A 26,123-nucleotide genomic window follows, 5' to 3' on the forward strand; every position below is an offset into this window, starting at 1 on the left:
GGCCCCCACCGCACCGAACGTCGACGTCGGACCCACGAGCAGTCCGGTGCGGCCGCCTGAAACCGGGTCGGGCGTGTACGACGACCACCGCCGCCGCACCCAGACGCACACGAAGCCCGAGATCGTCGATGATGCGCTGCGGTAGCAGGCTCACCAGGTACGAGTACCGCGACAACCGCGCATCGACGCCGTCGAACGCGTAGGCCGACACCGCGGCGCCGCCGACGTGGTCGAGCCGCTCCAGCAGGCGGACCCGGCGGCCTGCGCGGGCGAGGTACCCGGCGGCCACCCAGCCCGTTGTGCCCGCCGCCGACGATGACGACGTCGGCGCGGGAGTCCGTGGCGCCGCTCAGTTCAGGTAGCCCTCGACCTCGTCGGCCGGTCGCACCTGCGCGGCGCTCGGATCCCCCGCCGGTCTCGCGCAGGGCCCGCCGCTGGCGCAGCAGATCCCAGCACTGATCGAGGGCGACCTCCACCGCGCGCAACCGCTGGTGCTCTTCGGACTCGTCGATCTCGTGATGCTGCAGCTTGGAGCGGAGATCCTTCTCCTCCGCGACGAGCTGGTTCACCTGGGCGAGGATGTCTTCGTCGTTGGCCCACGCCCTACAGTCTGCCCCTCGACGCGATCTAATGGACCGGTGACCATGCGTAGTGCCCTGGTGACCGGGGCGTCGAGCGGTATCGGGGCGGCGATCGCGACAGCCCTGCACGACGAGGGCTTCGCGCTGACCTTGGTCGGTCGCGATCCGGCCAAGCTGGACGCGGTGGCCGCATCGATCGGCGGCTCCGCGGTGCACACGATCGCCGGATCGCTGACCGAGGAGTCTTTTCTCGACGAGGTGGTGGCGTTCCACGCCGAGCGGCACGGGTCGCTGGACCTCGCTGGTCAACAACGCCGGGATCGCGGGGAACCGAGCGGTCGCCGACATCACCGCGGACTTCCTCGACGCCCAGCTGGCCGTCAACGTCCGCGCCGTCGTGTTGTTGACCTCCAAGTCTCAACCGCTGCTGAAAGAAGCTGTGCGTCAACGTGGTTCGGCACAGATCGTGAACACGGCGTCGAACGCGGGCAAGCGGGGCGAGGCGACGGCTGTCGTCGTATTCGGCGACCAAGGCCGCGGTCGTCGGGTTCACCGAGGCGCTGCACGACGAGCTCGCCACCTCCGGTATCAAGGCGACCGCGATCTGCCCGGGTCTGGTGGACACCCCGATGGCCGACGCCTACCGCGGCGCGATCGAGGCGTCGACGATGATCGCTCCGCGCGACGTGGCCGAGGTCGTGCGGATGACGACGCGCCTGTCGGCGGCGTGCATCCTCCCCGAGGTGGTGCTGCTGCGGCCGACCGGAGTGGTTGCAGCCCGAGGAGGTCCGGTCGCCGGTGAGGCGCCGGTCTAGGCTGAGCGGATGTCGACCAAACCCGAGATCGAGTTCCCTGACGGCCCGGCACCCACTGAGCTGGTGATCGAAGACATCATCGTCGGCGACGGCCCCGAAGCGGTCCCGGGCGCCAACGTGGAGGTGCACTACCCTCGGTGTCGAGTACGACTCCGGCGAGGAGTTCGACAGCTCCTGGAACCGCGGTGAGTCGATCGAGTTCCCGCTGCGCGGCCTCATCCAGGGCTGGCAGGACGGCATCCCGGGGATGAAGGTCGGCGGCCGGGCGCAAGCTGACGATCCCGCCGGAGCAGGCCTACGGTCCTGCCCGGCGGCGGACACCGTCTGTCGGGCAAGACGCTGATCTTTATCATCGACCTGCTCGGCACCCGCTAGCCAAGAGCTAGCTCGGGCCGGGCAGGCGCAGCAACAGCCGTGCGCCGCCAGCGGGCTCGCCTCCAAAGAGGCTGTGCCGCCGTGCAATTCGGCCTGCTGCGCCACCAGGGCCAATCCCAGGCCCGACCCGGAGTGCGATGCCGTCGAGCCGCGCGAGAACCCGCTCGAAGACCACGGTGCGTTCCTCGTCGGGCACCCCGACGCCGTCGTCGTCGACCGCGATCTCCACTCCGGCCCGCGAGCTGACCGCGGACAGCTGCACGCGCGTCGCACCGCCGTGCTTGACCGCGTTGGCGATCGCGTTGTCGACAGCCAGCCGCAACCCCGCAGGCAACCCGACGATGATCACCGTCGGCGCCGGCACCAGCGACACCTCGAGGTCGGGGTACACCCGCATCGCGTCGTGCGCGGCCCGGTCGAGTAGTTCGGTGATGTCGACCGGCACGTGGTCGTCGGTGGTGGACAGTTCTCCCTGCGCCAGCCGCTCCAGCGCACCGAGTGTCGCCTCGATCCGGGTCTGCGTGCGGATGACGTCGCCGACGATCTCCTTGCGCTGATCCTCGGCGAGGTCGAGGGTCGCGAGCACTTCGAGATTGGTACGCATCGCGGTCAGCGGGGTGCGCAGCTCGTGGGCGGAGACCGACGCGAAGTCGCGGGCCGACGTCAACGCATCCTTGGTGCGGCCCTGCTCCTCCCACACGCGGCCGACCAGACCCTTGATCGCGTCGGCGATCTCGACGGCTTCGGTGGCGCCGCGGATGTCGATGTCGGGTGCTTCGTCGCCCGCCTCGATCTGCCGGGTCTGCTGGGCCAGCCGCTTGAACGGCCGGACCGCGAACGCGGCCAACAGCCAGCCGCCGAACGTCGCCGCGCCCACCGCCATCGAGCAGATGATCAGCACCCGACGGTGGAGGTTGTTGGTGTCGGTGATCGTCGCGTCGTAGGTGGCGCCGACCGCGACCGACATCGGCTCCGGCGTGGACAGCTCGACGGTGCGCACGCGGTAGCGCACCCCGTCGACCGTGGTGTCGGCGTATCCGGGTTGCAGTTCCGGTAGGACGACGGAGTTGGACGTCACCTGCCCGTCGGCGCGACGGACGGTGATGACGGCGTCCTGGTCGTTGGGCGAGGGCGGGATCTCGTCGAGACCGCGGGGCAGGAACGGGATCGCGAACCCGGCGGCCTCGTCGAGGCGCCGGTCCAGTCTTTCCTTGCGGTCCTGCGTGATGCCGACCCAGACGACCGCGCCGACGATGCCGACGACGATGGCCGCGGCGATCGCGGTGGCGAACGCGACACGGGTGCGCAGCGACGGCGTGCGGCGGAAGATCCGCGACACCGAGATCATGAGGGGATCACGAGCGTGGCCGTCGGTTCTTCGCGCGAGCGCTCATCACTACTGCTGTCGCAGCACGAACCCGACCCCGCGCACGGTGTGCAGCAGGCGGGGGGCTCCGTTGGCTTCCAACTTGCGCCGCAGGTAGCCGATGAACACGTCGACCACGTTGGTGTCGGCGGCGAAGTCATAGCCCCACACCAGCTCGAGAAGCTGCGCGCGGGACAGCACCGCGGTCTTGTGCTCGGCGAGCACGGCCAGCAGGTCGAATTCGCGCTTGGTCAGGTCGACGTCGGTCCCGTCGACGCGGGCGCGCCGGCCAGGGATGTCGACCTCGAGTGGGCCGACGGCGATGGTCTCCGACGAGAACGTCGCCGTGGAGCCGCGTCGGCGCAGCAGCGCCTTCACCCGGGCGACCAGCTCGGCCAGCACGAAGGGCTTGACCAGGTAGTCGTCGGCGCCCGCCTCCAGTCCGGCCACCCGGTCGTCGACCGAGGATCGCGCCGAGAGCACACAGACCGGGACGTCGTTGTCCATTGCGCGCAGTGCGGTCACGACGGACACGCCGTCGAGAACCGGCATGTTGATGTCCAGCACGATCGCGTCCGGCCGCGTCTCGGTGGCACTGCGCAGCGCCTCTGCGCCGTCGACAGCGGTGAAGACGTCGAACCCGGACAGTCGCAGGCCGCGCTCCAAGGAGGCCAGCACGTCGGGATCGTCGTCGACCACGAGCACCCGGGGCGAACCCACTGCACTGTCCATGCCCGCAATCTTGCCTGACGAGGAGCCCGGGCTGCGGGAACCTGCCCGTTACCCGTCGGGGCGGTCGCGTCGGGGAACCGGGTCGCCGAGCCGCGCGACCTCCTCGCGCAGCTGGGCGATCTCCTGGACCAGCGTGTCGAGGTGCGCGGTCGTCACCTGCTGGGCCGCGGTGTCCTCGTCGGCCACCCGCTCGACGATCCACGACGCCAGCGTCGCGGTGATCGAGCCGAGCAGGCTGATTCCGCCGATCATCAGCAGTACGGCGATCACCCGTCCGGTGGGGCTGACCGGGGTCAGGTCGCCGTAGCCGACGGTGGTGATCGTCGTCATCGCCCACCACAGGGCCTCCCCGAAATGGGTGATGTGCGCGTGCGGGTAGTGCCGCTCGGCCTGCAGCACGGCCAGCGAGGAGACGTAGATCAGCAGCACCGCCCCGCCGACCGTGTACATCGCGACGCGGCCGCGGATGGCGTGGCCGACGGCACGGTTGAGGACTGTGATCAGGGTGAGCAGTCGCAGGAGACGCAGGTGTCGCAGGATGGGCAGCGCCACGATGGCGAGGTCGAAGAGGTGTCGCCAGAACCACCGCCAGCGCTGCTCGGCCAGGGACAGTCGCACGAGGTAGTCGACGATGAACATCGTCCAGGTGACCAGGCTGACGACATGGATGGCCGCGAGGGCCGCTCCTGAGGGGAGGGCGAGCACCTCCGCGCTGTAGGCGGCCAGGAACAGCAGGGCGGCGACGGCCAGCGGCCATTCGGCGCGGCGCTCCCACGCCTGCAACTTGGTTTCCACGCCCTGTGCTCCTCGAAGTCCTGTGACGAATCCGGTTCTGACGGTAGTGGGACCACCTGGGAAGTCTTTGACCTCACCCATTGTTGAGGTTCTACGGTGATGAGATGAGCTTGGAAACGGTTGCCCGGCAGTCGCTGTACCGGCAGACGCACGCCCGGGGCGGTGATCTGCGCGGTCTGGCAGATCGCCGGCTGATGGCGCGTATCTGGCGGTTCGCCGCTCGGCATCATCGCATGCTCGGTTGGTTCCTCCTGGTCAGCGTGTTCGGCGCGGTGCTGACGGTGGCGACGCCGCTGCTCGCGGGCCGGGTGGTCGACGAGATCACCCGCGGCGGCTCGGTGTCGACGGTCGTGATCTTGGCCGTGGTGATCGCCGGTGTCGCGCTGGCCGAGACGGCGATGTCGTTGCTGACGCGGTGGTTGTCGTCGAACATCGGCGAGGGGTTGATCCTCGATCTGCGTACCGCGGTGTTCGACCACGTGCAACGGATGCCGGTGGCGTTCTTCACCCGGACGCGCACCGGCGCGCTGGTGAGCCGCCTGGGCAACGACGTGATGGGTGCCCAGCGGGCCTTCTCCGACACGCTCTCGGGCGTCGTCTCCAACGTCGTCACGCTGACGTTGACGCTGGCGGTGATGATCAGCATCTCGTGGCAGGTGACGTTGGTGTCGCTGGCGCTGATGCCGCTGTTCCTGCTGCCCGCCCGCCGCATCGGCGCGGCGATGGCGGGACTCTCGCGGGAGGCCGCCGGCCACAACGCGACGATGAACACCCAGATGACCGAGCGGTTCTCCGCGCCGGGTGCCACGCTGATCAAGCTGTTCGGGGACGCGGACGCGGAGTCCCGGGAGTTCGGGGTGCGCGCGGGCCGGGTGTGCGCGACATCGGGGTGCGCTCCGCGATGCTGCAGTCGACGTTTATGAACTCGCTGACGCTGATGTCGGCGCTGGCGCTGGCGTTGGTCTACGGACTGGGCGGCGCGTTGGCGCTGGGCGGGACGCTGCAGGCCGGGTCCATCGTGTCGCTGGCCCTGCTGCTGACGCGGCTCTACGCGCCGCTGACCGCGCTGGCCAACGCCCACGTCGAGGTCGCGACCGCACTGGTCAGCTTCGAGCGGGTCTTCGAGGTGCTCGATCTGGTGCCGCTGATCCAGGAGCGACCGGACGCGGTCGCGATCCCCGACGGTCCGGTCACCGTCGAGTTCGACGACGTCCGGTTCGGTTATCCCGCTGCCGACACCGTGTCGCTGGCCTCGCTGGAAGAGGTCAGCGAGCTGGACGACCGTGGCGGCGACGAAGTCCTGCACGGCATCTCGTTCACGGCCCGGCCGGGGCAGATGATCGCGCTCGTCGGTTCCTCGGGGGCGGGGAAGTCGACGAGCGTGTCGCTGCTGGCCCGGCTCTACGACGTCACCTCCGGGGCCGTCCGTCTCAACGGCGTCGACGTCCGTGACGCGACCTTCGCGTCGGTCAAGGACACGGTCGGCATGGTGACCCAGGACGGGCACCTGTTCCACGAGTCGATCCGGGCCAACGTCGCGCTGGCGGCGCCGGACGCCACCGACGCCGAGATCTGGGAGGCGCTGCGCCGGGCCCGTCTCGACACCGTGGTCGCGGACATGCCCGACGGTCTGGACACGATCGTCGGGGAGCGCGGTTATCGGCTCTCCGGTGGGCAGCGGCAGCGCCTCACCATCGCGCGTCTGCTGCTCGCCGCACCCCGGGTGGTCGTGCTCGACGAAGCGACCGCGTCGCTGGACTCCGAATCGGAGGCCAAGGTGCAGCAAGCCCTGGCAGAAGCGCTGGCCGGTCGCACGTCTGTGGTCATCGCGCATCGCCTCTCGACGATCCGCGCGGCGGACGTGATCCTCGTCGTCGAGGACGGACGGATCGTGGAGCGCGGGACGCACCCGGAGCTGCTCGCCCGCGGTGGCCGCTACGCCGAGCTCTACCGCACGCAGTTCGGGGCGCCGTCGGGCGCGCGGTCGCACATGCCGTGCCACAGGTCGCATTCGCTAGATGGGTTAACCACTTGCTCGCAGTGGGAAGATGTTGTGAGTGGCTGATTCCGGAAGCAACGCGCTGCGCGCAGCGCCCGCGATAGCGCCGCGGCCCCGGCGGGTGAGGCCCAGCTCGGACCTGTGGCGGATGTTGCCGTACCTGCTTCCGTATCGCGGCCGGTGGATTCTGATGCTGACGGCGGCCTTCCTGAGTCTGGGGGCGACGGTCGGGATTCCGCTGATGACCAAGGCGGTCATCGACGGGCCGGTGCGCCATCAGGATCAGCAGGGGTTGTGGACGCTGGGTGCGGCGGCGATGGGCCTCGGGATCGCCGAAGCGGTGTTGTGGTTCATCCGGCGGTGGCTGGTGTCGCGCGCGACGATGGGCGTCGAGGCCGACATCCGCAAGGACCTCTACGCGCGTCTGCAGATCCTGCCGATGTCGTTCCACGGTCGCTGGCAGTCGGGTCAGCTGCTGTCGCGAATCATGAACGACCTGGGCACGATTCGCCGATTCATGTCCTTCGGGCTGACGTTCCTGATCCTCAACATCCTGCAGATCACCATCGTCACCGCGATCCTGCTCGCGATGTACTGGCCGCTGGGTGTGGTGGTGCTGGTGTCGATCGTGCCGATCACCCTGACCGTGCTGCACTTCCAGCAGGAGTACACGCGACTGTCGCGGTTGGCCCAGGATCAGGCCGGCCACGTCGCCACCCACGTCGAGGAGGCCGCGCTCGGGCTGCGTGTGGTCAAGTCGTTCGGCCGCGAGGACTACGTCTACGACCGCTTCGACGAACAACTCACCGACCTCTACGACACGCAGGTGAGCCGCGTGACGGTGTCGGCGAAGTTCTGGACTCTGCTGGAGATCATCCCGAACCTCACGCTGATCCTGGTGCTGGGTTTCGGCGCCTACGCCGCCGGCCACGGCTTCGTGACGATGGGCACGCTGGTCGCATTCATCACGATGATGTTGTCGCTGGTCTGGCCGATCGCGTCGCTGGGCTTCCTGCTGTCGATGACGCAGGAGTCGTTCACGGCGGCCAACCGTATCGCCGAGATCTTCGACGCCCCGCGCGAGATCGCCGACGGCCCGCGCGATGCGACCCCGCGCGGCGGCCGCCTGGAGCTCGTCGACGTCGGGTTCCGGTTTCCGGACTCCGACGACTGGGCGCTGCGCCACGTGAACGTCACCGTGGAGCCGGGGGAGACGCTGGCGCTGGTCGGCGCGACCGGGTCGGGCAAGTCGGTGCTGGTGGGTCTGCTGTCTCGGCTCTACGACGTGACCGAGGGCGAGATCCGCATCGACGCCCAGGACATCCGCGAGCTGAGCCTGGAGGCGCTACGACGGGCGGTGGCCACGGCGTTCGAGGACCCGACGCTGTTCTCGATGTCGGTGGCCGAGAACCTCAAGCTCGGGAAACCGGACGCAACCGACGACGAGCTGCGCCAAGCCGTCGAGGTGGCCGCCGCGCAGTTCGTCTACGACCTGCCCTACGGGCTGGACACCCGCATCGGCGAACAGGGCATGAGCCTGTCCGGCGGTCAGCGGCAACGTCTTTCGTTGGCCCGCGCCATTCTCGCCGCACCCCGCATCCTGGTTCTCGACGACACGTTGAGCGCCCTCGATGTGCACACCGAGGCCGTGGTCGAAGAGGCGCTGCGCCGTGTCCTACACGCGGTCACCGGCGTCGTCGTGGCGCATCGCGCCTCGACGGTGCTGCTCGCCGACCGGGTGGCGCTGCTGCAGAACGGCACGATCACCCACGTCGGCACCCACGCCGAGCTGCTGGCGACCGTGCCCGAGTACCGCTACCTGCTGGCCGCCGACGACGAACTCGACGACGGCTGCGAGCGGGAGGTCGACTGGGAGCAACGAGCGGCGCGGGAGCGGCTGGATCACGAGATCCTGGAGGGACGCACGTGACGAGCGTGACCCCGGAGTGGCGCGGTCGGTTCGACGAACACGACGACCTGCCCATCGACGAGTCGGTGCCGCGGCGGCGCGAAGCCCGCGCGCTGCTGGGCTCGCTGCTGCGCCCGTACAAGTGGACGGTGACCGCGCTGGCCGCTGTCGTTGTCGTTGAAAACGTTGCGCGGCTCTCAGTTCCGATCCTCGTGCAGCGGGGCATCGACGACGGCATCCCGCCTCTGCTCGGGGGTGGGTCGGCGGCGACGTTGATGACGATCGTCGGTGTGCTGTGCGGGGTCGTCCTCGTGCAGGCCAGCGCGCGGATGTTCTTCCTGCGGCGCTCCGGTCGCATCGGTCAGCGTGTGCTGCGGGAACTGCGGCGACGAGTGTTCCGGCACTTCGGCCGCCTCGACATCGCGTTCCACGACCGCTACACCTCCGGCCGCGTGGTCAGCCGGTCCACCAACGACGTCGAGGCCATCCAGGACATGCTGGAGACGGGCTTCGACAGCCTGATCACCGCGGTGCTCACTCTCGTCGGCACCGCCATCCTGTTGATCACACTCGACGCCGAGCTCGGCCTGATGTGCCTGGCGGCGTTCCCGATCCTGGTGGTCCTCGTCGCGTGGTTCCACCGCGAGTCGTCGCGGATCTACCGTGAGGTGCGCGAGATCTCGGCGCTGGTGATCGTGCAGTTCGTCGAGACCATGACGGGTATCAAAGCGGTGCAGGCGTATCGGCGGGAGCCGCGCAACCAGGAGATCTTCGAAGGCATCGCCGACCGCTACCGGGTGATCAACGAGAAGACCTTCCGGCTGCTCGCGATCTTCATGCCCAGCGTCAAGCTCGTCGGCAACATCACCACCGGCGTGGTCCTGCTCTACGGCGGCTTCCGGGTGCTGCACGGCGAGATGACGATCGGCATCCTGGCCGCGTTCCTTCTCTACCTGCGGATGTTCTTCGAACCGATGCAGGAGATCTCGCAGTTCTTCAACACGTTCCAGTCGGCGTCGTCGGCGCTGGAGAAGCTGGCCGGGGTGCTGGCCGAGAAGCCGGGCATCAGCGACCCCGTCGCGCCTGTTGCGCTCGGCGCGGTGCGCGGTGACCTCGAATTCCGCGACGTCCGTTTCGAGTACGTGCCGAACCGGCCGGTGCTCCCGCATCTCGATCTGGTGGTTCCCGCCGGGCAGACCGTCGCCCTGGTCGGCACCACCGGTGCGGGCAAGACGACGATCGCGAAGCTCGTCACCCGGTTCTACGATCCGGTGGCGGGCAGCGTGTCGCTCGACGGCGTGGACCTGCGCGACCTCGCCCAGAACGATCTACGCCGCCACGTGGTCATGGTGACGCAGGAGAACTTCATGTTCGGGGGCACGGTCGCCGACAACATCCGCTTCGGCAAGCCCGATGCGTCCGACGCGGAGGTGCGGGCGGCGGCCACGGCAGTCGGCGCGGACGGATTCATCACCGCGTTGCCCGAGGGATACGACACCGACGTCGCCAAGCGTGGTGGCCGGTTGTCGGCGGGACAGCGCCAGCTCGTCGCGTTCGCGCGGGCCTTCCTGGCCGACCCCGCGGTGCTGATCCTCGACGAGGCAACGTCGTCGCTGGACATCCCGAGCGAGCGGATGGTTCAGCGGGCGTTGGAGACCGTGCTCGCCGAACGCACGGCGATCGTGATCGCCCACAGGCTCTCGACCGTGCAGATCGCGGACCGGGTGCTGGTGCTCGAGCACGGCGAGATCGTCGAGGACGGCTCGCCCGAGGAGCTGACGGCCCGCGACGGCGGGCACTACGCGGCACTGCACAGATCCTGGGTGCAGTCGCTGGCCTGACCCACGACGCCGCCGAGACTGCGGGCAGATCGCGATCGACGCCCGATATGCGATCTCCCCGCATTCTCGGTGTGCCGTAGTGTGCCGGCGCGGCGCTCAGATTGCAGTAGTCGAGCTCGGCATCGGCCCGAAAAAGCAGTAGTCGAGTTGCGACGCCACCACGATCGTCGACCCCATAATCGCTCGTGGTGCGTCGGGCCTTCTGCTTCCCGACAGAAACGGGTAAGCCTCATGTCACGCAACAGTGTTCGTCTGCATCCAACCGCAGTGCGGTGGGCCGGCGGGGTCATCGCAGCAGGTTCTCTGGCGCTGGCGGGACCGACGGCTGTCGCGCTCGCCGACACACCTTCCGATGGCGCTACTACTCCCGTCGGTGATCCTTCCTGCCTGTCGTTGGCCGCGCAGGGTTGCACGCGTGGTTCAGGGTTGTTCGGTCACGCAGGAGCGACGCCATCGCCGACGTCGTTGCTTCTCGCCACACCTGGTACGTCGCGACCCGCGTTCGGCCCTGGGGGCTGGTTGGTCGGCAACGGTGTGGACGCTGCCGCCGACTGTTCAGGGGCGGCATGCAATGGAGGTAACGGGGGACTGCTCTTCGGCAACGGTGGCGCGGGTGCCAACGGCGGAGACGGCGGGAAGGGCGGCCTGTTGGCCGGGAACGGGGGCGATGGCGGCAACGGCACGATCCCGGGTCAGGCCGGCGGGAGGGGCGGCGATGTCGGGCTCTTCGCGCTGTACGGGAGGGCCGGCGACGGCGGCAACGGCGCAGATGGCGCACCCGGTGTCGGCGGCGGTGCCGGCGGCGCCGGCGGCAACGTGACATGGTTCGGGCGCGGCGGAAACGGCGGCGACGGAGGCAGCGGCTACACAGGTCGAAACGGCGTCAACGGCGTGGCGTCCGGACAGGCTGCGGCGGGGCAGGACGGAGGCTTCACCTACGGCAGCGGTGTGGTCGTGGCGGACAAGGGCGGTGACGGGCTGGACGCCGATCCGGGCACTGACATGTCCGGCGGCGCAGGCGGTATGGGAGGAAATGCATCGCACACCGTCGTCTTCCCCGGGGACACGCCGCCGCCCGGAACGCTGACGGCGATCGGCGGAGCGGGCGGCGCCGGCGGTGACGGTGCCGGCGGAGGCTCCGGCGGGGCGGGCGGTGCCGGCGGTTACGGCGACACCAGCTCGGTGTTCCCGGGGTTCGCCACGCTGTCCCAGGGTGGAGACGGCGGCCGCGGTGGACGCGGCGGCGACGCAGGGGGAACGGGCGGTGTCGGCGGACGAGGAGGCTTTGCCTACGGCAACGGAAGTTCCAGAACCGCCGGGAAGTCGGGAGTCGGCGGCGATGGGGGCTCGGGGGCGCCTGGCGAGAGCGGCACCGACGGAGGCGCAGCCGGTGCGGGTGGCCGAGGAGGCGTGTTCGGTAGAGGTGGCACCGGCGGTACGGGTGGCGCGGGAGGTAACGGCGGGGCCGGCGCGCAGGGCGGAACCGGCGGCGCCGGCGGTCAGGGCTCCTTCGTCGCTGCCATACCGACCCGGATCGCAAACAGCGGTGCGTCCGGAGGTGCGGGAGGCACCGGTGGCGCCGGCGGCAACGCTGGCATCGGTGGAAGCGGCGCACGCGGTGGACACTCTCTGTTCGGACGTGACGGCGCCGACGGCTCTGGTGGCGCCAACGGCACCGGAGGTGCCGGCGGAAGCGGTGGTACCGGCGGTGCCGGTGGCGCCTCGGGTGCCGCGACACCGAATCCCGGCAGCTCCGGCAGCTCCGGCAGCGCAGGCTCGAAGCCGTCGGCGGGCACCACGACCGGCGGGGCCGGCGGAACCGGCGGCGCGGGAGGCGCAGGCGGCAGCGCCTGAGAGTTCCCGCGGGCGCTCGGCGTCTCGAGCGCTGGGTCAGGGCAGGAGACCGGCCCGTCGCGCCTTCGCCACCGCCTCGTGCCGGGTGTGGGCACCCAGCTTGGCCGCAGCGCTGCGCAGGTAACTCTTCACCGTCTCGGTCTTCAGAGAAAGACGCTCCGCAGCAACGACGTTCGAGCAGCCGAGCGCAACCTGCGTCAGCACGTCGAGCTCGCGGCCGGTGAGGTGCACTGTGGCCTCCTCGCCGCCGACCAACCGCTCGGCGAGCCGCGTCAATTCGTCGTGCAGAGTGGGCGCGACATGGGCGAGCCGACGCAGTTCTGCATGCACCTCGCGGACCCGCTCCGACGTCGCTCCGAGAGACGTCGCGGTCTCGTGCATCGACAGCCGACGGTCGACTTCGTCGCGGATGCGCAGTTCGTCGCCGATCCGGCGGGCCGCTGACACCATCAGGTCCGCGGCGCGGCCCCCGACCGGCGCGCCCGTCCGGTAGGCGCCGTAGAGCATCACTCGGGGGACGCCCTCGACGATCACCGGCACGGCGAGCACCGACTTGATGCCCTCGGACAACACGGGAACGTCGTAGTCGTGGGTGATGGTCGCGGCATTGCGATAGTCGGCGACCGACAGCGGCCGGCCGGCGACCATGCTGGCGCCGCCGAGGCCGGAACTCGAACGCACCACCAGCCCTCGCAGCAAGCCCGTTCGTGTTCCGACGAACTCGCTGAGCCGCAGCACGTCGCCCTGCACCTCGCCGCCGAACAGCACCGGCACCCGGCCCTCGGTGGCCACTCTCCGCAGCTCGGCGCGCAGGACGTCGGCGTCGCGAGGCCTCGTCAGCGATGGCACAGAATCCCCTCTTTCGGGGGTAGCGGTTGGTCAGGTGTGACATAGATCCTAGTGGCCATGACGACCAACACCGATCGGTATCGCGCCGCCCGCGATCACCTCGTGGCCGTGATCGGCGATTACGACTCAGCAGTCGAGACGTTCGAATGGCCGGAGATCACCGGCCAGTTCAACTGGGCGACAGACTGGTTCGACGTCATCGCCCGCGATCCGTCGTCTGCTGACCGGCCGGCGCTCTGGATCGTCGAGGAGGGCGGCTCGGAGACCACGGTGACGTTCGCCGAGATGGCCGACCGGTCCGACCGCGTCGCGACCTGGTTGGCGGGCCTCGGAGTCGGCAAGGGCGACCGGGTGGTTCTCATGCTCGGCAATCAGGTCGAGCTGTGGGTGTCGATGCTCGCGATCGCCAAGCTCGGGGCCGTCATCATGCCGACGACCAGCGCGCTGGGCGCCGCCGACCTCGCCGACCGCATCAGCCGCGGCGGTGCCCGAGTCGTCATCGCGAACACCGCGGACTCGACGAAGTTCGACGCGGTCGAGGGCGACTACATGCGCGTGGTCGTCGGTGACCCCGTGCCCGGTTGGCACGCGTACGCCGACGCGCACTCGAGCCAGGCGACGCCGTTCGCCGCGTGCACCGAGGTCGACGACACCAGCCTGGTGTACTTCACCTCCGGCACCACCAGCCGGCCGAAATTGGTCGAGCACTCGCAGGTGAGCTACGCGGTCGGGCACCTGTCGACGATGGCGTGGATCGGGGTGAGGCCCGGTGACGTGCACCTGGCGATCAGCTCGCCCGGGTGGGCGAAGCACGCGTGGAGTTGCTTCTTCGCGCCGTGGATCGCCGAGGCGACGATCTTCGTCTACAACTACGCGCGCTTCGACGCCGCAGCGCTGTTGCACCAGCTGCGCCGCGCGCGCGTCAATACCTTCTGTGCTCCGCCGACCGTGTGGCGCATGCTGATTCAGGCCGACCTCGGTGACAGACCCGAGGGGCTGCGGGAGATCCTCGGAGCGGGCGAACCGCTCAACCCGGACGTGATCGCCCAGGTGGACAAGGCGTGGGGCCTGACGATTCGCGACGGTTTCGGCCAGACCGAGACGACGCTGCAGGTCGGCAACACTCCCGGCCAACCCGTGAAGGCCGGCTCGATGGGGCGGCCGATGCCCGGCGTGCCGGTGGTCCTGGTGGATCCGCTGACCGGCGCCGAGGCGGACGAGGGAGAGATCTGCCTCGACCTGCGCGCCACCCCGCGGAATCTGATGACTGGATACCTCGACGACGAGAAGCGCAACGCAGCTGTGATGCGCGACGGCTACTACCACACCGGGGACGTGGCCAGCCGCGACGCGGACGGCTACATCACCTACATCGGGCGCACCGACGACGTCTTCAAGTCCTCGGACTACAAGGTGTCGCCCTTCGAGCTGGAAAGTGTGTTGATCGAGCACCCCGCCGTGGTGGAGGCGGCCGTCGTCCCCGCCCCCGACGACACCCGCCTCGCGGTGCCGAAGGCCTATGTGGCGCTGGCCGACGGGTGGTCTGCCGATGCCGAAACGGCAAGGCAGATCATGCAGTACAGCCGCGACCACCTGGCGCCCTACCTCAAGGTGCGCCGCGTCGAATTCTTCGAACTCCCCAAGACGATCTCGGGCAAGATCCGCCGAGTCGACCTGCGCCGCCGCGAGGAGGAGGCGCACGCCGCGGGTACGCCCATCGAGACCGAACACCGGTACGAGGATCTGTTGTCATGAGCTCCAGTTACGAGGCCGGCCCGGTCGACACGCCGATCCTGGAGGAGACCATCGGCGCGAACCTGGAACGCACCGCGACCCGATGCCCCGACGTCGAGGCGCTCGTCGACGTCGCGCAGGGTCTGCGGTACTCCTACGCCGAGCTGAACGCCGAGGTCGACGTCATCGCCCGCGGCTTGATGGCGAAGGGGATCGCCAAGGGCGACCGTGTCGGGATCTGGGCGCCGAACTGCGCGCAGTGGATCATCGCGCAGTACGCGTGCGCCAAGGCCGGTGCGATCCTGGTCAACATCAACCCGGCCTACCGCACGCACGAACTCGCCTATGTGCTCACGCAATCGGGGACCCGGTTGCTGATCGCCGCGACGTCGTTCAAGACGTCGGACTACGTGAGCATGGTCCGTGAAGTTCGGGGGTCCGTTCCGCATCTCACCGACGTCGTGTTCATCGGCACCTCCGACTGGGATGGCCTGCGCGCCGGGGCGTCCGCGGTGGGAACCGACGAACTCGCCGAGCGTGGCGCAGGACTCGACAACCGAGACCCGATCAATATCCAGTACACCTCGGGCACAACGGGTTTCCCGAAGGGAGCGACGCTCTCCCATCGCAACATCCTCAACAATGGATACTTCACCACCGAGCTCATCAAGCTCGGCCCGCAGGACCGGCTCTGCATTCCGGTGCCGTTCTACCATTGCTTCGGCATGGTGATGGGCAACCTCGGCTGCACCAGTCACGGCACCACGATGGTGATCCCGGCGCCGGGCTTCGATGCGGGCTCGACGCTGAACGCCATCGAGCAGGAACGGTGCACCGGGGTCTACGGCGTGCCGACCATGTTCATCGCGATGCAGAACCATCCCGACTTCGCCGCCACCGACCTCTCGTCGTTGCGCACCGGGATCATGGCGGGCTCGGTGTGTCCGGTGGAGGTGATGAAGCGCTGCGTGGAGGAGATGTCGATGACGGAAGTGGCCATCGCTTACGGGATGACCGAGACCTCGCCGGTGTCGTGCCAGACCCTCGTCGACGACGACCTCGACCGACGCACCTCCTCCATCGGCCGGGCGCACCCGCATGTCGAGATCAAGATCGTCGATCCCGACACCGGCGAGACGTTGCCCCGCGGTGAGCCCGGTGAGTTCTGCACGCGCGGGTACTCGGTGATGCTCGGCTACTGGCGCGACGACGAGAAGACCGCGGAGGCCATCGATTCCGACGGTTGGATGCACACCGGTGACCTCGCGGTGATGCGGGCCGACGGGTACTGCAACGTCGTCGGGCGGATCAAGGACATGGTGATCCGGGGCGGGGAGAACGTCTACCCTCGCGAGGTCGAGGACTTCCTGCTGACTCACCCCGACATCGAGGACGCCCAGGTGATCGGGGTGCCGGATGCCGTCTACGGCGAGGAGATCTGCGCCTGGATCCGGATGCGCCCCGGCCGGCCCGCACTGGACGCGGCCGCGGTGCGCGAGTTCGCATCAGAGGCGTTGGCGCACTACAAGATTCCCCGCTACGTGCACATCGTCGACGAGTTCCCGATGACGGTCACCGGCAAGGTGCGCAAGGTCGACATGCGCCGAGACAGCATCGCGATGCTGGGCCTCTAGCGGAAGTCGGAGAAGAACGCGATGACCTCGTCGGTGTACAGCTCTGGTTGCTCGAACGCCGCGAAGTGGCCTCCGCGGGGCATGTCGGTCCAGCGGGTGATGTTGTAGGTCGCCTCGCACCAGCGGCGCGATGAGCGCAGGATCTCCTTGGGGAATGACGCGACGCCCGTGGGCAATTCGACCCGGCCGCCATCGCGGAACGAGCCGAAGCTCTCCCAGTAGAGCCGCGCCGACGACGTCGCGCTCGCCGTGAGCCAGTACAGCATCACGTTGTCGAGCATCTCGTCCTTGGTCAGCACGTTCTCCGGGTGTCCGTCGGAATCCGTCCAGGCCCAGAACTTCTCGACGATCCACGCCATCTGCCCGACAGGGGAGTCGGTGAGCCCGTAGCCCAGCGTCTGCGGCCGCGTCGACTGCTGCTTGGAGTAGCCGGTGCCCCACTGCTGATGCTCGGCGTAGCCCTCGAGCACTTCACGCTCCTGCGGCGTCAGGTCACTCAGGTCTTTTGGCGGCCGGCCGATCGGCATGTTGGTGTGGATCGCCACGCAGTGGCCCTCGTTGCGGCCGATCTGCGTGGTCACCGCCGAGCCCCAGTCGCCACCTTGGGCGCCGTAGCGCTCGTATCCGAGGCGGACCATCAGCTCGTCCCACGCCGTCGCGATGCGCTCGATGCCCCATCCGGTCGCGGTGGGTTTGCCCGAGAAGCCGTAACCGGGCAGCGATGGGCACACCACGTCGAAGCCCGCGGCGGTCAGCGGCTCGATCACCTTCGTGAACTCGACGATCGACCCCGGCCAGCCGTGGGTGATCAGCAGCGGGAAGGCCTTCTCGCCGGAGGAGCGGGCGCTGCGCTGGTGCACGAAGTGAATGGAGAGCCCGTCGATCTCGGTGGTGAACTGGTCGAATCGATTCAGCGCGGCTTCCCTTGGCCGCCAATCGTATTCGTCGCGCCAGTAGTCGGCGAGCTCCCGGGCGTAGGACAGCGGCAGACCCTGGCTCCAGTCGTCCACGCATTCGCGCTCGGGCCACCGGGTACGCGCCAGCCGCTCCCGCAGGTCGGCGAGGTCGGCGTCGGGGACGGCGATGCGGAACGGCGTGACGTCAGGCATAGCTCATCCTGGCACCGGGATAATCGGAGCTTGTGTCCACCCCGACGCTCGTCCTGCTCGCCGCCACCACGCTGGCCGCCTGCATCTGCCTGGGCGCCGCGCTCTACGAAGCGCTGGTCGTCGATCCGTACTGGCCGCGTCGCCCCGGGCTGATCCAGTCGCGCAACGGCGGCATCGCCCGCGTCCGGTTCTGGCTGCCCGCGCCCGTGGTGTTCGAGGTGCTGCTGATCGTCACGCTGATCCTGACGTGGGGTGACTCCGCGGTCGGGACAGCTCTGCTGGTGGCGCTGGTCAGCCACGCCGTTATGCGGCTGTGGGCGCTGTTCGATCTGGTCCCGCGCGCCGCGGAGTTCGAACGCACCGATCCCGCCGACGTCGACGAGGCGGCTGCGGTGCGGTGGACGCGACGCAATCTATTGCGGGTGCCGCTGTTGCTCGTCACCTCCGGCGCGATGCTCGCCGCGCTGGCGCTGGCCTGATCACTGCTCCGGGAAGATCTGCGGCAACGCCGTGGCGCTGCCGGTGAAGTTCGGCGGCCGCTTCTCTCGGAACGCTGCGACGCCTTCCTTGCCGTCCCCGATCGAGGTGTAGAACATCGCGAGCGAGTCGCTCAGGTGGGCCTGCAGCGGTGATTCGGCGGCCCCGTTGCGGTAGAGCAGCTGCTTGGCCAGCGCCAGCGCCACAGGAGAACGCCCGGAGACGTAGCTGCGGGCCAGTGCGATCGCGTCCGACACCAGCGAGTCGGCCGGATGCACCGATCGCAGCAGCCGGCCGCGCAGTGCGTCCTCGGCGGTGATGATGTCGGCGGAGTAGACCCAGTCAAGGGCCTGCTGGATGCCGACCAGCCGGGGCAGGAACCACGAGGAGCAGGCCTCGGGCACGATGCCGAGCCGGCCGAACACGAAACCGATCCGGGCGTTCTCGGACGCCACCCGGATGTCCATGGCCAGTGTCATGGTCGCGCCGATACCGACCGCGGCGCCATTGATCGCCGCGATGACGGGCTTGGGCAGCGCATGGATCGCGAGGGTGACCCGGCCACCGGTGTCGCGGATGCCGCTGTGCAGCGGCTCGCTCGCGTAGTCATCCTGCATCTGCTCGGGTGTCGGCGCCAGGCTCTCGTCCAGACCGAACACGTTGCCGTCGGCCGAGAGGTCCATCCCCGCGCAGAACGCGCGGCCGGCGCCGGTGACGACGACGGCACGGATCGCATCGTCGTAGGCGTCGACGGCGAAGAACTGCTCCAGCTCCCTGGCCATCGTCACCGTGAAGGCGTTGAGCTGCTCTGGACGCGACAGCGTCAGCAGTGCCACCCCGTCGGCGTCGACGGTGCACTGCAGGGTCTCGTAATCCACGTCGGTGAGGCTACCGACCGCCCGGGCTCACGCCTCGAGTTCGCCGAGCACCTTGCGTTCGATAGCCGCGCGGGTGGCGACCGGCAGCACCACGAGGCCCGCGAGTTCCTTCTGCGCACGGCCGTAGGCGTTCTGGCGTTCCTGCGGGGTGGCGCCGTCGTCGCCCGCCAGGCGCAGCAGGTGTTGCGCACGCGCCAGCCGGTCCTGGTCGTCGGCGGAGAAGTCGCTGCGCCGGCGCCGGGCCGCCTCGGCCTCGGCAGCGTCGAACGCGGCGACGTAGTCGGTCACCGCGTCGCGATATCCCGCGGCCGCATCGCGATCCTCGACGATGTCCTCGGGCTGCGCGGGCCGCAGCAGGTCGGCCCGGCTCTTGGCTTTGTGGAAGGCCAGTGTCAGAGGCTCCCGCATGTCCGTCATCACCGGGAAGTCCAGCAGCTTGGCGACATCCAGTTCGTAGGAGAGCCATCGCGCATCGGTGGCGTCGTGGCGCTCGAGCAGTCTGGCCAGTTCGCGGCGCCGGTTCTCCACCGTGGCGGTACCGGAGGCCTTCTCCCTCGCGAGTGCGACCCTGGTCTCCTGCTTGATGCGGTACCGCTCGAGCCGGCGCTGGGCGCGGCGCTCGTTGGCGGCCGAGATGCCGCGCGCGGCTCCGCCGATCACCCCGCCCAGCGGAAAGACCAGCCACCAGTAGTTTCCGGCGAACTGCAACAGCGCCTCCACACGCCCAGAATGCCACCGGCCGGTGTGGTGGGATTGTCTGGTGCCGGACGCGCCGCCAGACCCAGCCCTTCCCGAGCCCGCCATCGTCGCCCGCGGGCTCACGCTGCGGGGGCCGTGGGGACCGGTGTACGGACCGGTGGATCTCGACGTCCCCGCGGCGGGGGTGACGGTCATGGTCTGTCCCGCGGGATCGGGGCGGACTGCGCTGTCGATGACGCTGGCGGGACGGATGCGTCCGACGTCGGGGTCGCTGACGGTGTTCGGCCGGACCCGCGCCCGCGACATCTTCGCCGACGCGGCGCTGGCCGGCATCGACGAACTCGACACGGTGGCCGAGTCGGTGACGGTGGGGGACCTCGTCACCGAGCAACTGCGCTGGGATGCGAAGTGGTACAGGCTGATTCGCCGCGCCACCGACGACGACGTGAGGCGCGTGTGCGGGCCGGTCTTCGGCGAGCTGCCGCTGCCGCCCCGAACGGAGTTCGTCGAGGAGCTCACCGAACTCGACGGGTTGCTGCTGCGCATCGCACTGGCCAACACACGCCGGCCGCGGCTGCTCGTGGTGGGCAATCTGGAGCAGGTCACCAGTGACCAGAACCGCGACCTGCTGGTCGACCGGCTGGTCGATCTGGGCCGCGAGCAGACAGTGCTGACCGCGAGTGTCAACGGTGTCGCCGCCCGCCCCGGGCTGCGGGAGATGCGGGTTGCAGGCGTCTCGCGCGCCGAACTCGCAGGGCATGAGAGAGGTGAGGCGTAGTGGTGCTGGCCGGGATGTCCTTGGGCACGGATCTGAAGCGGTATTCGCACGGGCTGATGCCGCGGATCGCGCTCGTCACGATCATCCTGCTGCCACTTCTCTACGGCGCGATGTACCTGTGGGCGTTCTGGAATCCGTTCGCCGAGGTCGGCAAGGTGCCCGTGGCTCTGGTCAACGCCGACCGTGGTGCACAGGTGCAGGGCACACAGGTGCGGGCGGGTGACGAGGTGGCCCGGGCCCTGCTCGATTCGGGTCAGCTGGATCTGACCGAGGTCTCCGCGCAGGAGGCCGCTGACGGCGTGGCCGACGGCCGCTTCTACTTCTCGATCACGTTGCCGGAGAACTTCTCCGAGTTGGTCGCCTCTCCGTCCGGTCCGCGTCCGGCGCAGGCCCCGCTGCAGTTCACCTTCAACGACGCCAACAACTACCTCGGCACGGTCATCGGGCAGAACGCCTCGCGGGAGATCCTCAACCAGGTCAACGCGAAAATCGGCGAGCGCGGTATCGGCACCGTCGTCAACGGGTTGGCCCAGGCGGGCACGGGCCTGGATCAGGCGGCCGGCGGCGCCGAGCAACTCGCCGGTGGCCTGGTCACCGCCGACGACGGCGCGCACCGGCTCGCCGGTGGCGCGGACACGTTGACCTCGGGCCTGCGCACCGCGCAGGCGGGATCGGCGCAGCTGGCCGCGGGCACCCGACGTCTGAGCGGGGCCGTCGACACGGCGACTGCACCGCTGCTCGACGTGCTCGACCGGGTGGGCGGGCTGGGCCTGAATCCTGACGAGGTCGCCGGCGCCGCGCAGCATCTGTCCGGCGCGGTCCGGTCGACGACCGACAGGATCGCCGCGCTCAACGTCAGCAGCGCCCAGGCGGCCGCGATCGTCGACCAGGCCGTCGGCTTCCTGCAGAACAATCCTGATCCCGCGGTGCGTGACGCCGGGCAGGCGCTCGCTGGTGCGCAGCGCCTGCTGCGCGCCCGGGGTATCGATCCCACCACCGACGACGGTCTGGTCCGGCTGCGCGACAGCGCTGCCACGCTGGAGGGCGAACTCGGCGACCCGAACAGCCGGCTGCGGACATTCCTGACCCGCGCCCTCAACGGCGGTCTGCGCTCCGATGTCGCGCAGCTGCGTGACGGGGTCCATCAACTCGATTCCGGCGCGCAGCGTCTCACTGCGGGCCTCGGTCAACTGTCGGCCGGTGGTAATCAATTGTCCGCGGGGGCGCATCAACTCGCCGACGGCACCACGCAGCTGCGCACCGGTGGGCAGGAGCTGGCCACCCGTCTGCGTCAGGGCGCGGAGCAGATCCCGTCGTGGAACCCGCAGCAGCGCACCGAGGTCGCGCGCACGCTGGCCGCGCCGACGGAACTCGATCTGCGTAACACCCACCCGGCGGCGACGTTCGGGACCGGATTCGCGCCGTTCTTCCTGCCTCTGGCGCTGTTCATCGGGGCGATGATCGTGTGGATGTTGTTGACGCCGTTGCAGTCTCGACCCATCGTGAACGGGCTGGGTGCACTGCGTGTGGTGCTGGCGTCCTACTGGCCGGGGCTTCTCGTCGTGGTCAGCCAGGTGGTGGTGATGTACGTCGTCGTCCATGTCGGCGTCGGTTTGCATGCCACCTACGCGTTGGCGACGGTCGCGTTCCTCGCGCTGGTCGCCGGTGCCTTCCTCGCGCTGATCCAGGCGTTCAACGCGGTGCTCGGGGTCGCCGTCGGACGCGTCGCGACGCTGGCCTTCCTGATGCTGCAGCTGGTCTCCGCCGGCGGCATCTATCCGGTCGAGACCACCGCGAAGCCCTTCCAGATCCTGCACCCCTTCGATCCGATGACATACGCGGTCAACGGTTTGCGTCAGCTGATCGTCGGCGGCGTGGATGCCCGGTTGTGGACGGCAATTGCGGTGCTCTCGGCGGTCCTGTTGGCCTCGCTGGCCGCCAGCTCCTGGGCGGCGAGACGCAATAGGCAATACACCATGGAGCGGCTGCACCCGCCGATCGAGGTCTGAGGTGAGCCGCGACGATCGACGGCTCGGGGATTTCGCCGGTGCCGTGGTGCTGCTGCTCCTGCAGGGATTCTGTTGGCGCGCAGCCTTGTTCCTTTCCCACGGTGATGGCCCCGTGCTGCGCTACGGCGGGTTCGTGCTGCTGATGCTGACCCTGGGACTGGTGATCTGGCGTGTCGCCAGGGCGCGGCAGGCGGCGTGGCTCGCGCTGGGTGGGCTGGCAGTCCAGGCCGCGATCGGTGCGACCACCTGGCTCTCCTGACGCCGAAACTGTATTCCACGTGGACTTTTCGACGATATCGCCGCGTGGAATACAGTTTCGGCGCTTGTCAGGGCAGGCCGATGCGGCGATACCGTTCGATGCGCGCGGCCAGGCGTTGCTCGTCGGGTCCCTGCCCCAGGGCGTGCAGCTCCGCGGCGATGGTGTCCGACAGCCGGCTGATGAAGGCCCGGGGTTCGTCGGCGGCGTCGGGATGCTCGGGCACGACCACGTCGACGATGCCGCTGCGCAGCAGGTCGGCGGATCGAATGCCCTGTGCTGCAGCCAGTTCGGGGGCGTGCCCGACGTCGCGGTAGACGATCGCGCTGGCGCCCTCCGGCGGCAGCGGTGCCAGCCAGCCGTGCAGCGCGGCGATCACCCGGTCGGCCGGGACCATCGCCAGCGCCGGGCCGCCGCTGCCCTGCCCCAGCAGGACCGACACCGTCGGGGTGTCGAGCATGACGAGATCGGCCAGGCAGCGCGCGATCTCACCGGCCAGACCGTCTTCCTCCGCCTCGACCGACAGCGCCGGGCCCGCCGTGTCGATCACCAGGACAAGCGGCAGCTGCAAGCCGGCGGCCAGCGCCATGCCGCGGCGGGCTTCGCGCAGCGCGGCGGGGCCGACTACGCCCTTGACGTGTTCCTGGCCCAGTACGACGGCGGGTTGCCCGCCGAACCGGGCGAGCGCGAGCACGGTCGTCGCGGCCTCGCCCTGTCCCGTGCCGGACAGCAGGACCCTTTCGGTCGAGCCGTGGCGCAGCAGAGCGCCCACTCCGGGCCGGTCCGGTCGCCGCGAGATCTCGACTGACTCCCAGGCGGGCACGTCGGGCAGCGGTTCGGCGGCAGGAGCGGCCGGCGCGGTGCCGGGCGGATCGGACACCACGGTCAGCGTGCGGTGGATCGTCGCGCGCAGGACGTCGAGCGGCACGACGGCGTCGACGACGCCGTGACGCCGGAGGTTCTCCGCCGTCTGCACCCCGGCCGGGAACGGTTCGCCGTAGAGGTGCTCGTAGACGCGCGGGCCGAGGAATCCGATCAGTGCGCCCGGTTCGGCGGCGGTGACGTGACCCAGCGAACCCCACGACGCGAACACCCCACCCGTCGTGGGATGTCGCAGGTACACCAGATACGGCAGGTGCGCCTGCTTGTGCTGCTGGACGGCCGCGGTGATCTTCACCATCTGCAGGAAGGCCACCGTGCCCTCCTGCATGCGGGTCCCCCCGGAACTGGGTGAAGCCAGCAGCGGCAGCCGCTCGGCGGTGGCCCGGTGCACGGCAGCGACGATGCGTTCCGCGGCGGCCACTCCGATGGATCCGGCGAGGAAGTCGAACTCGCACACGACCAGCGCGACCCGGCGGCCGAACACCCGGCCCTCCCCGGTGAGCACCGACTCGTCGAGTCCGCTCGCGGCGGAGGCAGCGGCCATATCGCGGCGATAGGACTCCGACATCGGCACCTGAAGTGGTGCGGAATCCCAGCTCACGAACGATTCCTCGTCGAGGACGGCGTCGCGCAGCTCGAGGGCGCGGATCCGGCTCACAGCTCGAGGCTAATAGGCTGGGCCCATGATTGAAGCCACCCGTGACGGCCACGTGCTGACTCTCGAGATGCAGCGTCCGGAGCGGCGCAATGCTCTGAGCTCCCAACTCGTCGACGGTCTGCGCGAGGCGATCGAGAAAGCCGGCACCGAGGACGTCCGCGCGATCGTGCTCACCGGCGCCGGGCACGTGTTCAGCTCGGGCGCCGATCTGTCCGGCGGCCAGGGCGTCGCCGACGAGCTGCCCGACAAGGCCAGGGCGCTCAACCTCGCGATCGACAAGGCGCCGGTACCGGTGATCGCCGCGGTCAACGGCCCGGCCATCGGGGCCGGGGTCATCCTGTCGATGATCTGCGATCTGCGGGTGGTGGCGCCTGAGGCGTACTTCCAGTTCCCGGTCGCCAGGTACGGCATCGCGCTGGACAACTGGAGCATCCGGCGGCTGACCTCGCTCGTGGGCGCGGGCCGAGCGCGCGGCATGCTGCTGGCCGCCGAGCGGCTGACGTCGGAGGCGGCGTTGCAGTCCGGGATGGCCAACCGGATCGGCACGCTGGCCGACGCCCAGGCCTGGGCCCAGGAGATCGGCGGGTACGCGCCGCTGGCCCTGCAGCATGCCAAGCGGGTGCTCAACGACGACGGCGCCTACGAGGATCCGTGGCCCGCGCACCAGGAGCTGTTCGACCGGGCGTGGAAGAGCCAGGACATCATCGAGGCGCAGGTGGCCCGCATCGAGAAGCGCGCACCGAAGTTCACGGGCGCCTGATGTTCTCCGCGGCGCTGCGGTTCGGGTTCGGGACGGCCTCCCTCCTGGGAGCAGGCTGGGTGCTGCGGGCACTGCAGGGCACCTCGGCGTCGCTGGGCGCCACGCCCGCGGAGATCGCCCCGGTGGCGCGGCGCTCGCCGCAGTACCGCGACGGCAAGTTCGTCAACCTCGAGCCGCCGTCGGGCATGACGGTGGACCGGGAAGCGCGGCGCACCCTCCTGCGTGATCTGGCCAACGCCGGGTCCTCGGGTAAACCGCCGGGGCCCATTCCCGTCGCCGATCCGCCGAAGGTGCATCCGGAGGCCAAGACCGCCGCGGCCAGCTGGTACGGCCATTCCAGCTCGCTGATCGAGGTCGACGGCTACCGCGTGCTGGCCGATCCGGTGTGGAGCCGCCGGTGCTCGCCCTCGCGTGCGGTTGGACCGGAGCGCATGCACGAGATCCCGCTGCTGATCGAGGCGTTGCCCGCGGTCGACGCGATCATCATCAGCCACGATCACTACGACCATCTGGACATCGACACCGTCATCGCGCTCACCCACAGCCAGCGCGCGCCGTTCCTGGTGCCGCTGGGTATCGGCGCGCACCTGCGCAAGTGGGGCATCCCGGAGAGCCGCATCGTCGAGCTCGACTGGCATGAGTCCCACCGCATCGGCGATCTGACGCTGGTCTGCACCCCGGCCCGGCACTTCTCCGGCCGGCTCTTCACCCGTGACACCACGCTGTGGGCGTCGTGGGTGGTGATGGGGCCTCGGCACCGGGCGTTCTTCGGAGGCGACACCGGATACACGAAGAGTTTCGCCGAGATCGGCGCCGAGTTCGGGCCGTTCGACCTGACGCTGTTGCCGATCGGCGCCTACCACCCGGCGTTCTCGGACATCCACATGAACCCCGAGGACGCGGTGCGTGCCCACCTGGACATGACCGAGGGCGGGCTGATGATGCCGATTCACTGGGCGACGTTCCGGCTGGCGCCGCACCCGTGGGCCGAGCCGGCCGAGCGTCTCGTGGTGGCCGCCGACGCCGAAGGCGTCCGGATCGCGGTCCCGATCCCCGGTGGCCGGGTGGACGGCGATTCGACGTTCGACCCGTGGTGGCGGCTGTAACGACGCGCCGCGGGTTACCGTTTCGGG

General features: G+C 69.5%; 19 protein-coding genes and 8 pseudogenes. 17 read left to right on the forward strand and 10 right to left on the reverse strand.

Annotated elements, in window-relative coordinates:
* Nucleotides 1-353, reverse strand: a pseudogene (locus PGN37_RS08400) (FAD-dependent oxidoreductase); the annotation flags it as partial.
* Nucleotides 350-632, reverse strand: a pseudogene (locus tag PGN37_RS08405) (DUF2630 family protein). The pseudogenes PGN37_RS08405 and PGN37_RS08400, both read right to left, overlap by 4 nt.
* Before the next feature lie 12 nt (nt 633-644).
* Here PGN37_RS08405 and PGN37_RS27280 point away from each other — a divergent pair.
* From PGN37_RS27280 to PGN37_RS08415, 5 genes and pseudogenes are all read left to right on the forward strand, one after another.
* A pseudogene (locus PGN37_RS27280) lies at nt 645-854 on the forward strand (SDR family NAD(P)-dependent oxidoreductase); the annotation flags it as partial.
* A gap of 73 nt (nt 855-927) precedes the next feature.
* Nucleotides 928-1,026: pseudogene (locus PGN37_RS27285) on the forward strand (SDR family NAD(P)-dependent oxidoreductase); the annotation flags it as partial.
* A 115-nt stretch (nt 1,027-1,141) separates the two neighbouring features.
* A pseudogene (locus PGN37_RS27290) lies at nt 1,142-1,186 on the forward strand (hypothetical protein); the annotation flags it as partial.
* A gap of 24 nt (nt 1,187-1,210) precedes the next feature.
* Nucleotides 1,211-1,396 (forward strand): hypothetical protein, encoded by a 186-nt coding sequence (locus PGN37_RS08410; RefSeq protein ID WP_335330580.1) that lies wholly within the window; start codon nt 1,211-1,213, stop codon nt 1,394-1,396.
* Between the two features lie 9 nt (nt 1,397-1,405).
* Nucleotides 1,406-1,771 (forward strand): annotated as a pseudogene (locus PGN37_RS08415) (FKBP-type peptidyl-prolyl cis-trans isomerase).
* 7 nt (nt 1,772-1,778) lie between these two features.
* On the opposite strand, the pseudogene PGN37_RS08420 reads toward PGN37_RS08415, so the two are convergent.
* From PGN37_RS08420 to PGN37_RS08430, 3 genes and pseudogenes are all read right to left on the reverse strand, one after another.
* A pseudogene (locus PGN37_RS08420) lies at nt 1,779-3,119 on the reverse strand (ATP-binding protein).
* 48 nt (nt 3,120-3,167) lie between these two features.
* On the reverse strand, nt 3,168-3,878 hold the full coding sequence (locus PGN37_RS08425; protein WP_335330760.1) for a response regulator transcription factor: 711 nt from the start codon (nt 3,876-3,878) through the stop codon (nt 3,168-3,170).
* 39 nt (nt 3,879-3,917) lie between these two features.
* Nucleotides 3,918-4,664: a potassium channel family protein gene (locus PGN37_RS08430; RefSeq protein ID WP_335330581.1), complete on the reverse strand. Its 747-nt coding sequence runs from the start codon at nt 4,662-4,664 to the stop codon at nt 3,918-3,920.
* Nucleotides 4,665-4,768: 104 nt separating this feature from the next.
* Between PGN37_RS08430 and PGN37_RS08435 the strand changes: the two are divergent.
* The 4 genes and pseudogenes from PGN37_RS08435 (at nt 4,769) to PGN37_RS08450 (ending at nt 12,267) form a co-directional block, all read left to right on the forward strand.
* A pseudogene (locus tag PGN37_RS08435) lies at nt 4,769-6,729 on the forward strand (ABC transporter ATP-binding protein).
* Complete coding sequence (locus PGN37_RS08440; RefSeq protein ID WP_335330582.1) at nt 6,722-8,593, forward strand: ABC transporter ATP-binding protein; 1,872 nt, start codon at nt 6,722-6,724, stop codon at nt 8,591-8,593. The pseudogene PGN37_RS08435 and the gene PGN37_RS08440 overlap by 8 nt, the downstream one beginning before the upstream one ends.
* Nucleotides 8,590-10,413, forward strand: a complete 1,824-nt coding sequence (locus PGN37_RS08445) for an ABC transporter ATP-binding protein (protein ID WP_335330583.1) — start codon at nt 8,590-8,592, stop codon at nt 10,411-10,413. The genes PGN37_RS08440 and PGN37_RS08445 overlap by 4 nt, the downstream gene beginning before the upstream one ends.
* Before the next feature lie 231 nt (nt 10,414-10,644).
* On the forward strand, nt 10,645-12,267 hold the full coding sequence (locus tag PGN37_RS08450) for a hypothetical protein (RefSeq protein WP_335330584.1): 1,623 nt from the start codon (nt 10,645-10,647) through the stop codon (nt 12,265-12,267).
* 36 nt (nt 12,268-12,303) lie between these two features.
* Here the strand turns inward: PGN37_RS08450 and PGN37_RS08455 are convergent, their stop codons facing one another.
* Nucleotides 12,304-13,116: a helix-turn-helix transcriptional regulator gene (locus PGN37_RS08455; RefSeq protein ID WP_335330585.1), complete on the reverse strand. Its 813-nt coding sequence runs from the start codon at nt 13,114-13,116 to the stop codon at nt 12,304-12,306.
* A 57-nt stretch (nt 13,117-13,173) separates the two neighbouring features.
* Between PGN37_RS08455 and PGN37_RS08460 the strand changes: the two genes are divergently transcribed.
* Both PGN37_RS08460 and PGN37_RS08465 read left to right on the forward strand, forming a co-directional pair.
* Entirely contained in the window at nt 13,174-14,871 is a 1,698-nt protein-coding gene (locus PGN37_RS08460; protein WP_335330586.1) for an AMP-binding protein, read from the forward strand.
* Nucleotides 14,868-16,484: an AMP-binding protein gene (locus tag PGN37_RS08465; protein WP_335330587.1), complete on the forward strand. Its 1,617-nt coding sequence runs from the start codon at nt 14,868-14,870 to the stop codon at nt 16,482-16,484. The genes PGN37_RS08460 and PGN37_RS08465 overlap by 4 nt, the downstream gene beginning before the upstream one ends.
* Here the strand turns inward: PGN37_RS08465 and PGN37_RS08470 are convergent.
* Nucleotides 16,481-17,593 (reverse strand): epoxide hydrolase family protein, encoded by a 1,113-nt coding sequence (locus PGN37_RS08470; RefSeq protein WP_335330588.1) that lies wholly within the window; start codon nt 17,591-17,593, stop codon nt 16,481-16,483. The genes PGN37_RS08465 and PGN37_RS08470 overlap by 4 nt on opposite strands.
* Nucleotides 17,594-17,625: 32 nt before the next feature.
* Here PGN37_RS08470 and PGN37_RS08475 point away from each other — a divergent pair, with 32 nt between their 5' ends.
* Entirely contained in the window at nt 17,626-18,072 is a 447-nt protein-coding gene (locus tag PGN37_RS08475; protein WP_335330589.1) for a hypothetical protein, read from the forward strand.
* Here PGN37_RS08475 and PGN37_RS08480 read toward each other — a convergent pair whose 3' ends face one another.
* Both PGN37_RS08480 and PGN37_RS08485 read right to left on the reverse strand, forming a co-directional pair.
* Complete coding sequence (locus PGN37_RS08480) at nt 18,073-18,948, reverse strand: crotonase/enoyl-CoA hydratase family protein (protein ID WP_335330590.1); 876 nt, start codon at nt 18,946-18,948, stop codon at nt 18,073-18,075.
* A gap of 27 nt (nt 18,949-18,975) precedes the next feature.
* A complete protein-coding gene (locus PGN37_RS08485; protein WP_335330591.1) occupies nt 18,976-19,668 on the reverse strand; it encodes a hypothetical protein in 693 nt (230 codons plus the stop codon).
* A gap of 40 nt (nt 19,669-19,708) precedes the next feature.
* Here PGN37_RS08485 and PGN37_RS08490 point away from each other — a divergent pair, with 40 nt between their 5' ends.
* From PGN37_RS08490 to PGN37_RS08500, 3 genes are read left to right on the forward strand one after another with little or no spacing between them, the layout of a single operon-like run.
* Nucleotides 19,709-20,425 carry a hypothetical protein gene (locus PGN37_RS08490; protein ID WP_335330592.1) on the forward strand — a complete coding sequence of 239 codons (717 nt, stop codon included), beginning with the start codon at nt 19,709-19,711 and terminating at the stop codon, nt 20,423-20,425.
* Between the two features lie 14 nt (nt 20,426-20,439).
* Nucleotides 20,440-22,434 (forward strand): YhgE/Pip domain-containing protein, encoded by a 1,995-nt coding sequence (locus tag PGN37_RS08495; protein WP_335330593.1) that lies wholly within the window; start codon nt 20,440-20,442, stop codon nt 22,432-22,434.
* Nucleotide 22,435: 1 nt separating this feature from the next.
* The gene (locus PGN37_RS08500) at nt 22,436-22,693 is read left to right on the forward strand and encodes a hypothetical protein (protein WP_335330594.1); all 258 of its coding nucleotides are present in this window, start codon (nt 22,436-22,438) and stop codon (nt 22,691-22,693) included.
* A gap of 67 nt (nt 22,694-22,760) precedes the next feature.
* On the opposite strand, the gene PGN37_RS08505 is transcribed toward PGN37_RS08500, so the two are convergent.
* Nucleotides 22,761-24,230 (reverse strand): carboxyl transferase domain-containing protein, encoded by a 1,470-nt coding sequence (locus tag PGN37_RS08505; RefSeq protein ID WP_335330595.1) that lies wholly within the window; start codon nt 24,228-24,230, stop codon nt 22,761-22,763.
* 25 nt (nt 24,231-24,255) lie between these two features.
* Between PGN37_RS08505 and PGN37_RS08510 the strand changes: the two genes are divergently transcribed.
* The gene (locus PGN37_RS08510) at nt 24,256-24,990 is read left to right on the forward strand and encodes an enoyl-CoA hydratase (protein WP_335330596.1); all 735 of its coding nucleotides are present in this window, start codon (nt 24,256-24,258) and stop codon (nt 24,988-24,990) included.
* Complete coding sequence (locus PGN37_RS08515; RefSeq protein WP_335330597.1) at nt 24,990-26,096, forward strand: MBL fold metallo-hydrolase; 1,107 nt, start codon at nt 24,990-24,992, stop codon at nt 26,094-26,096. The genes PGN37_RS08510 and PGN37_RS08515 overlap by 1 nt, the downstream gene beginning before the upstream one ends.
* Nucleotides 26,097-26,123 lie beyond the last annotated feature (27 nt).

Source organism: Mycobacterium kyogaense (genome assembly GCF_036946525.1).
Taxonomy (GTDB): domain Bacteria; phylum Actinomycetota; class Actinomycetes; order Mycobacteriales; family Mycobacteriaceae; genus Mycobacterium; species Mycobacterium kyogaense_A.

Coding starts and splice junctions, on each gene's coding strand:
- PGN37_RS08450 (WP_335330584.1), top strand. CDS start 10,645: ATGTCACGCAACAGTGTTCGTCTGCATCCAACCGCAGTGCGGTGGGCC.
- PGN37_RS08515 (WP_335330597.1), top strand. CDS start 24,990: ATGTTCTCCGCGGCGCTGCGGTTCGGGTTCGGGACGGCCTCCCTCCTG.
- PGN37_RS08510 (WP_335330596.1), top strand. CDS start 24,256: ATGATTGAAGCCACCCGTGACGGCCACGTGCTGACTCTCGAGATGCAG.
- PGN37_RS08460 (WP_335330586.1), top strand. CDS start 13,174: ATGACGACCAACACCGATCGGTATCGCGCCGCCCGCGATCACCTCGTG.
- PGN37_RS08410 (WP_335330580.1), top strand. CDS start 1,211: ATGGCCGACGCCTACCGCGGCGCGATCGAGGCGTCGACGATGATCGCT.
- PGN37_RS08470 (WP_335330588.1), bottom strand. CDS start 17,593: ATGCCTGACGTCACGCCGTTCCGCATCGCCGTCCCCGACGCCGACCTC.
- PGN37_RS08465 (WP_335330587.1), top strand. CDS start 14,868: ATGAGCTCCAGTTACGAGGCCGGCCCGGTCGACACGCCGATCCTGGAG.
- PGN37_RS08495 (WP_335330593.1), top strand. CDS start 20,440: ATGTCCTTGGGCACGGATCTGAAGCGGTATTCGCACGGGCTGATGCCG.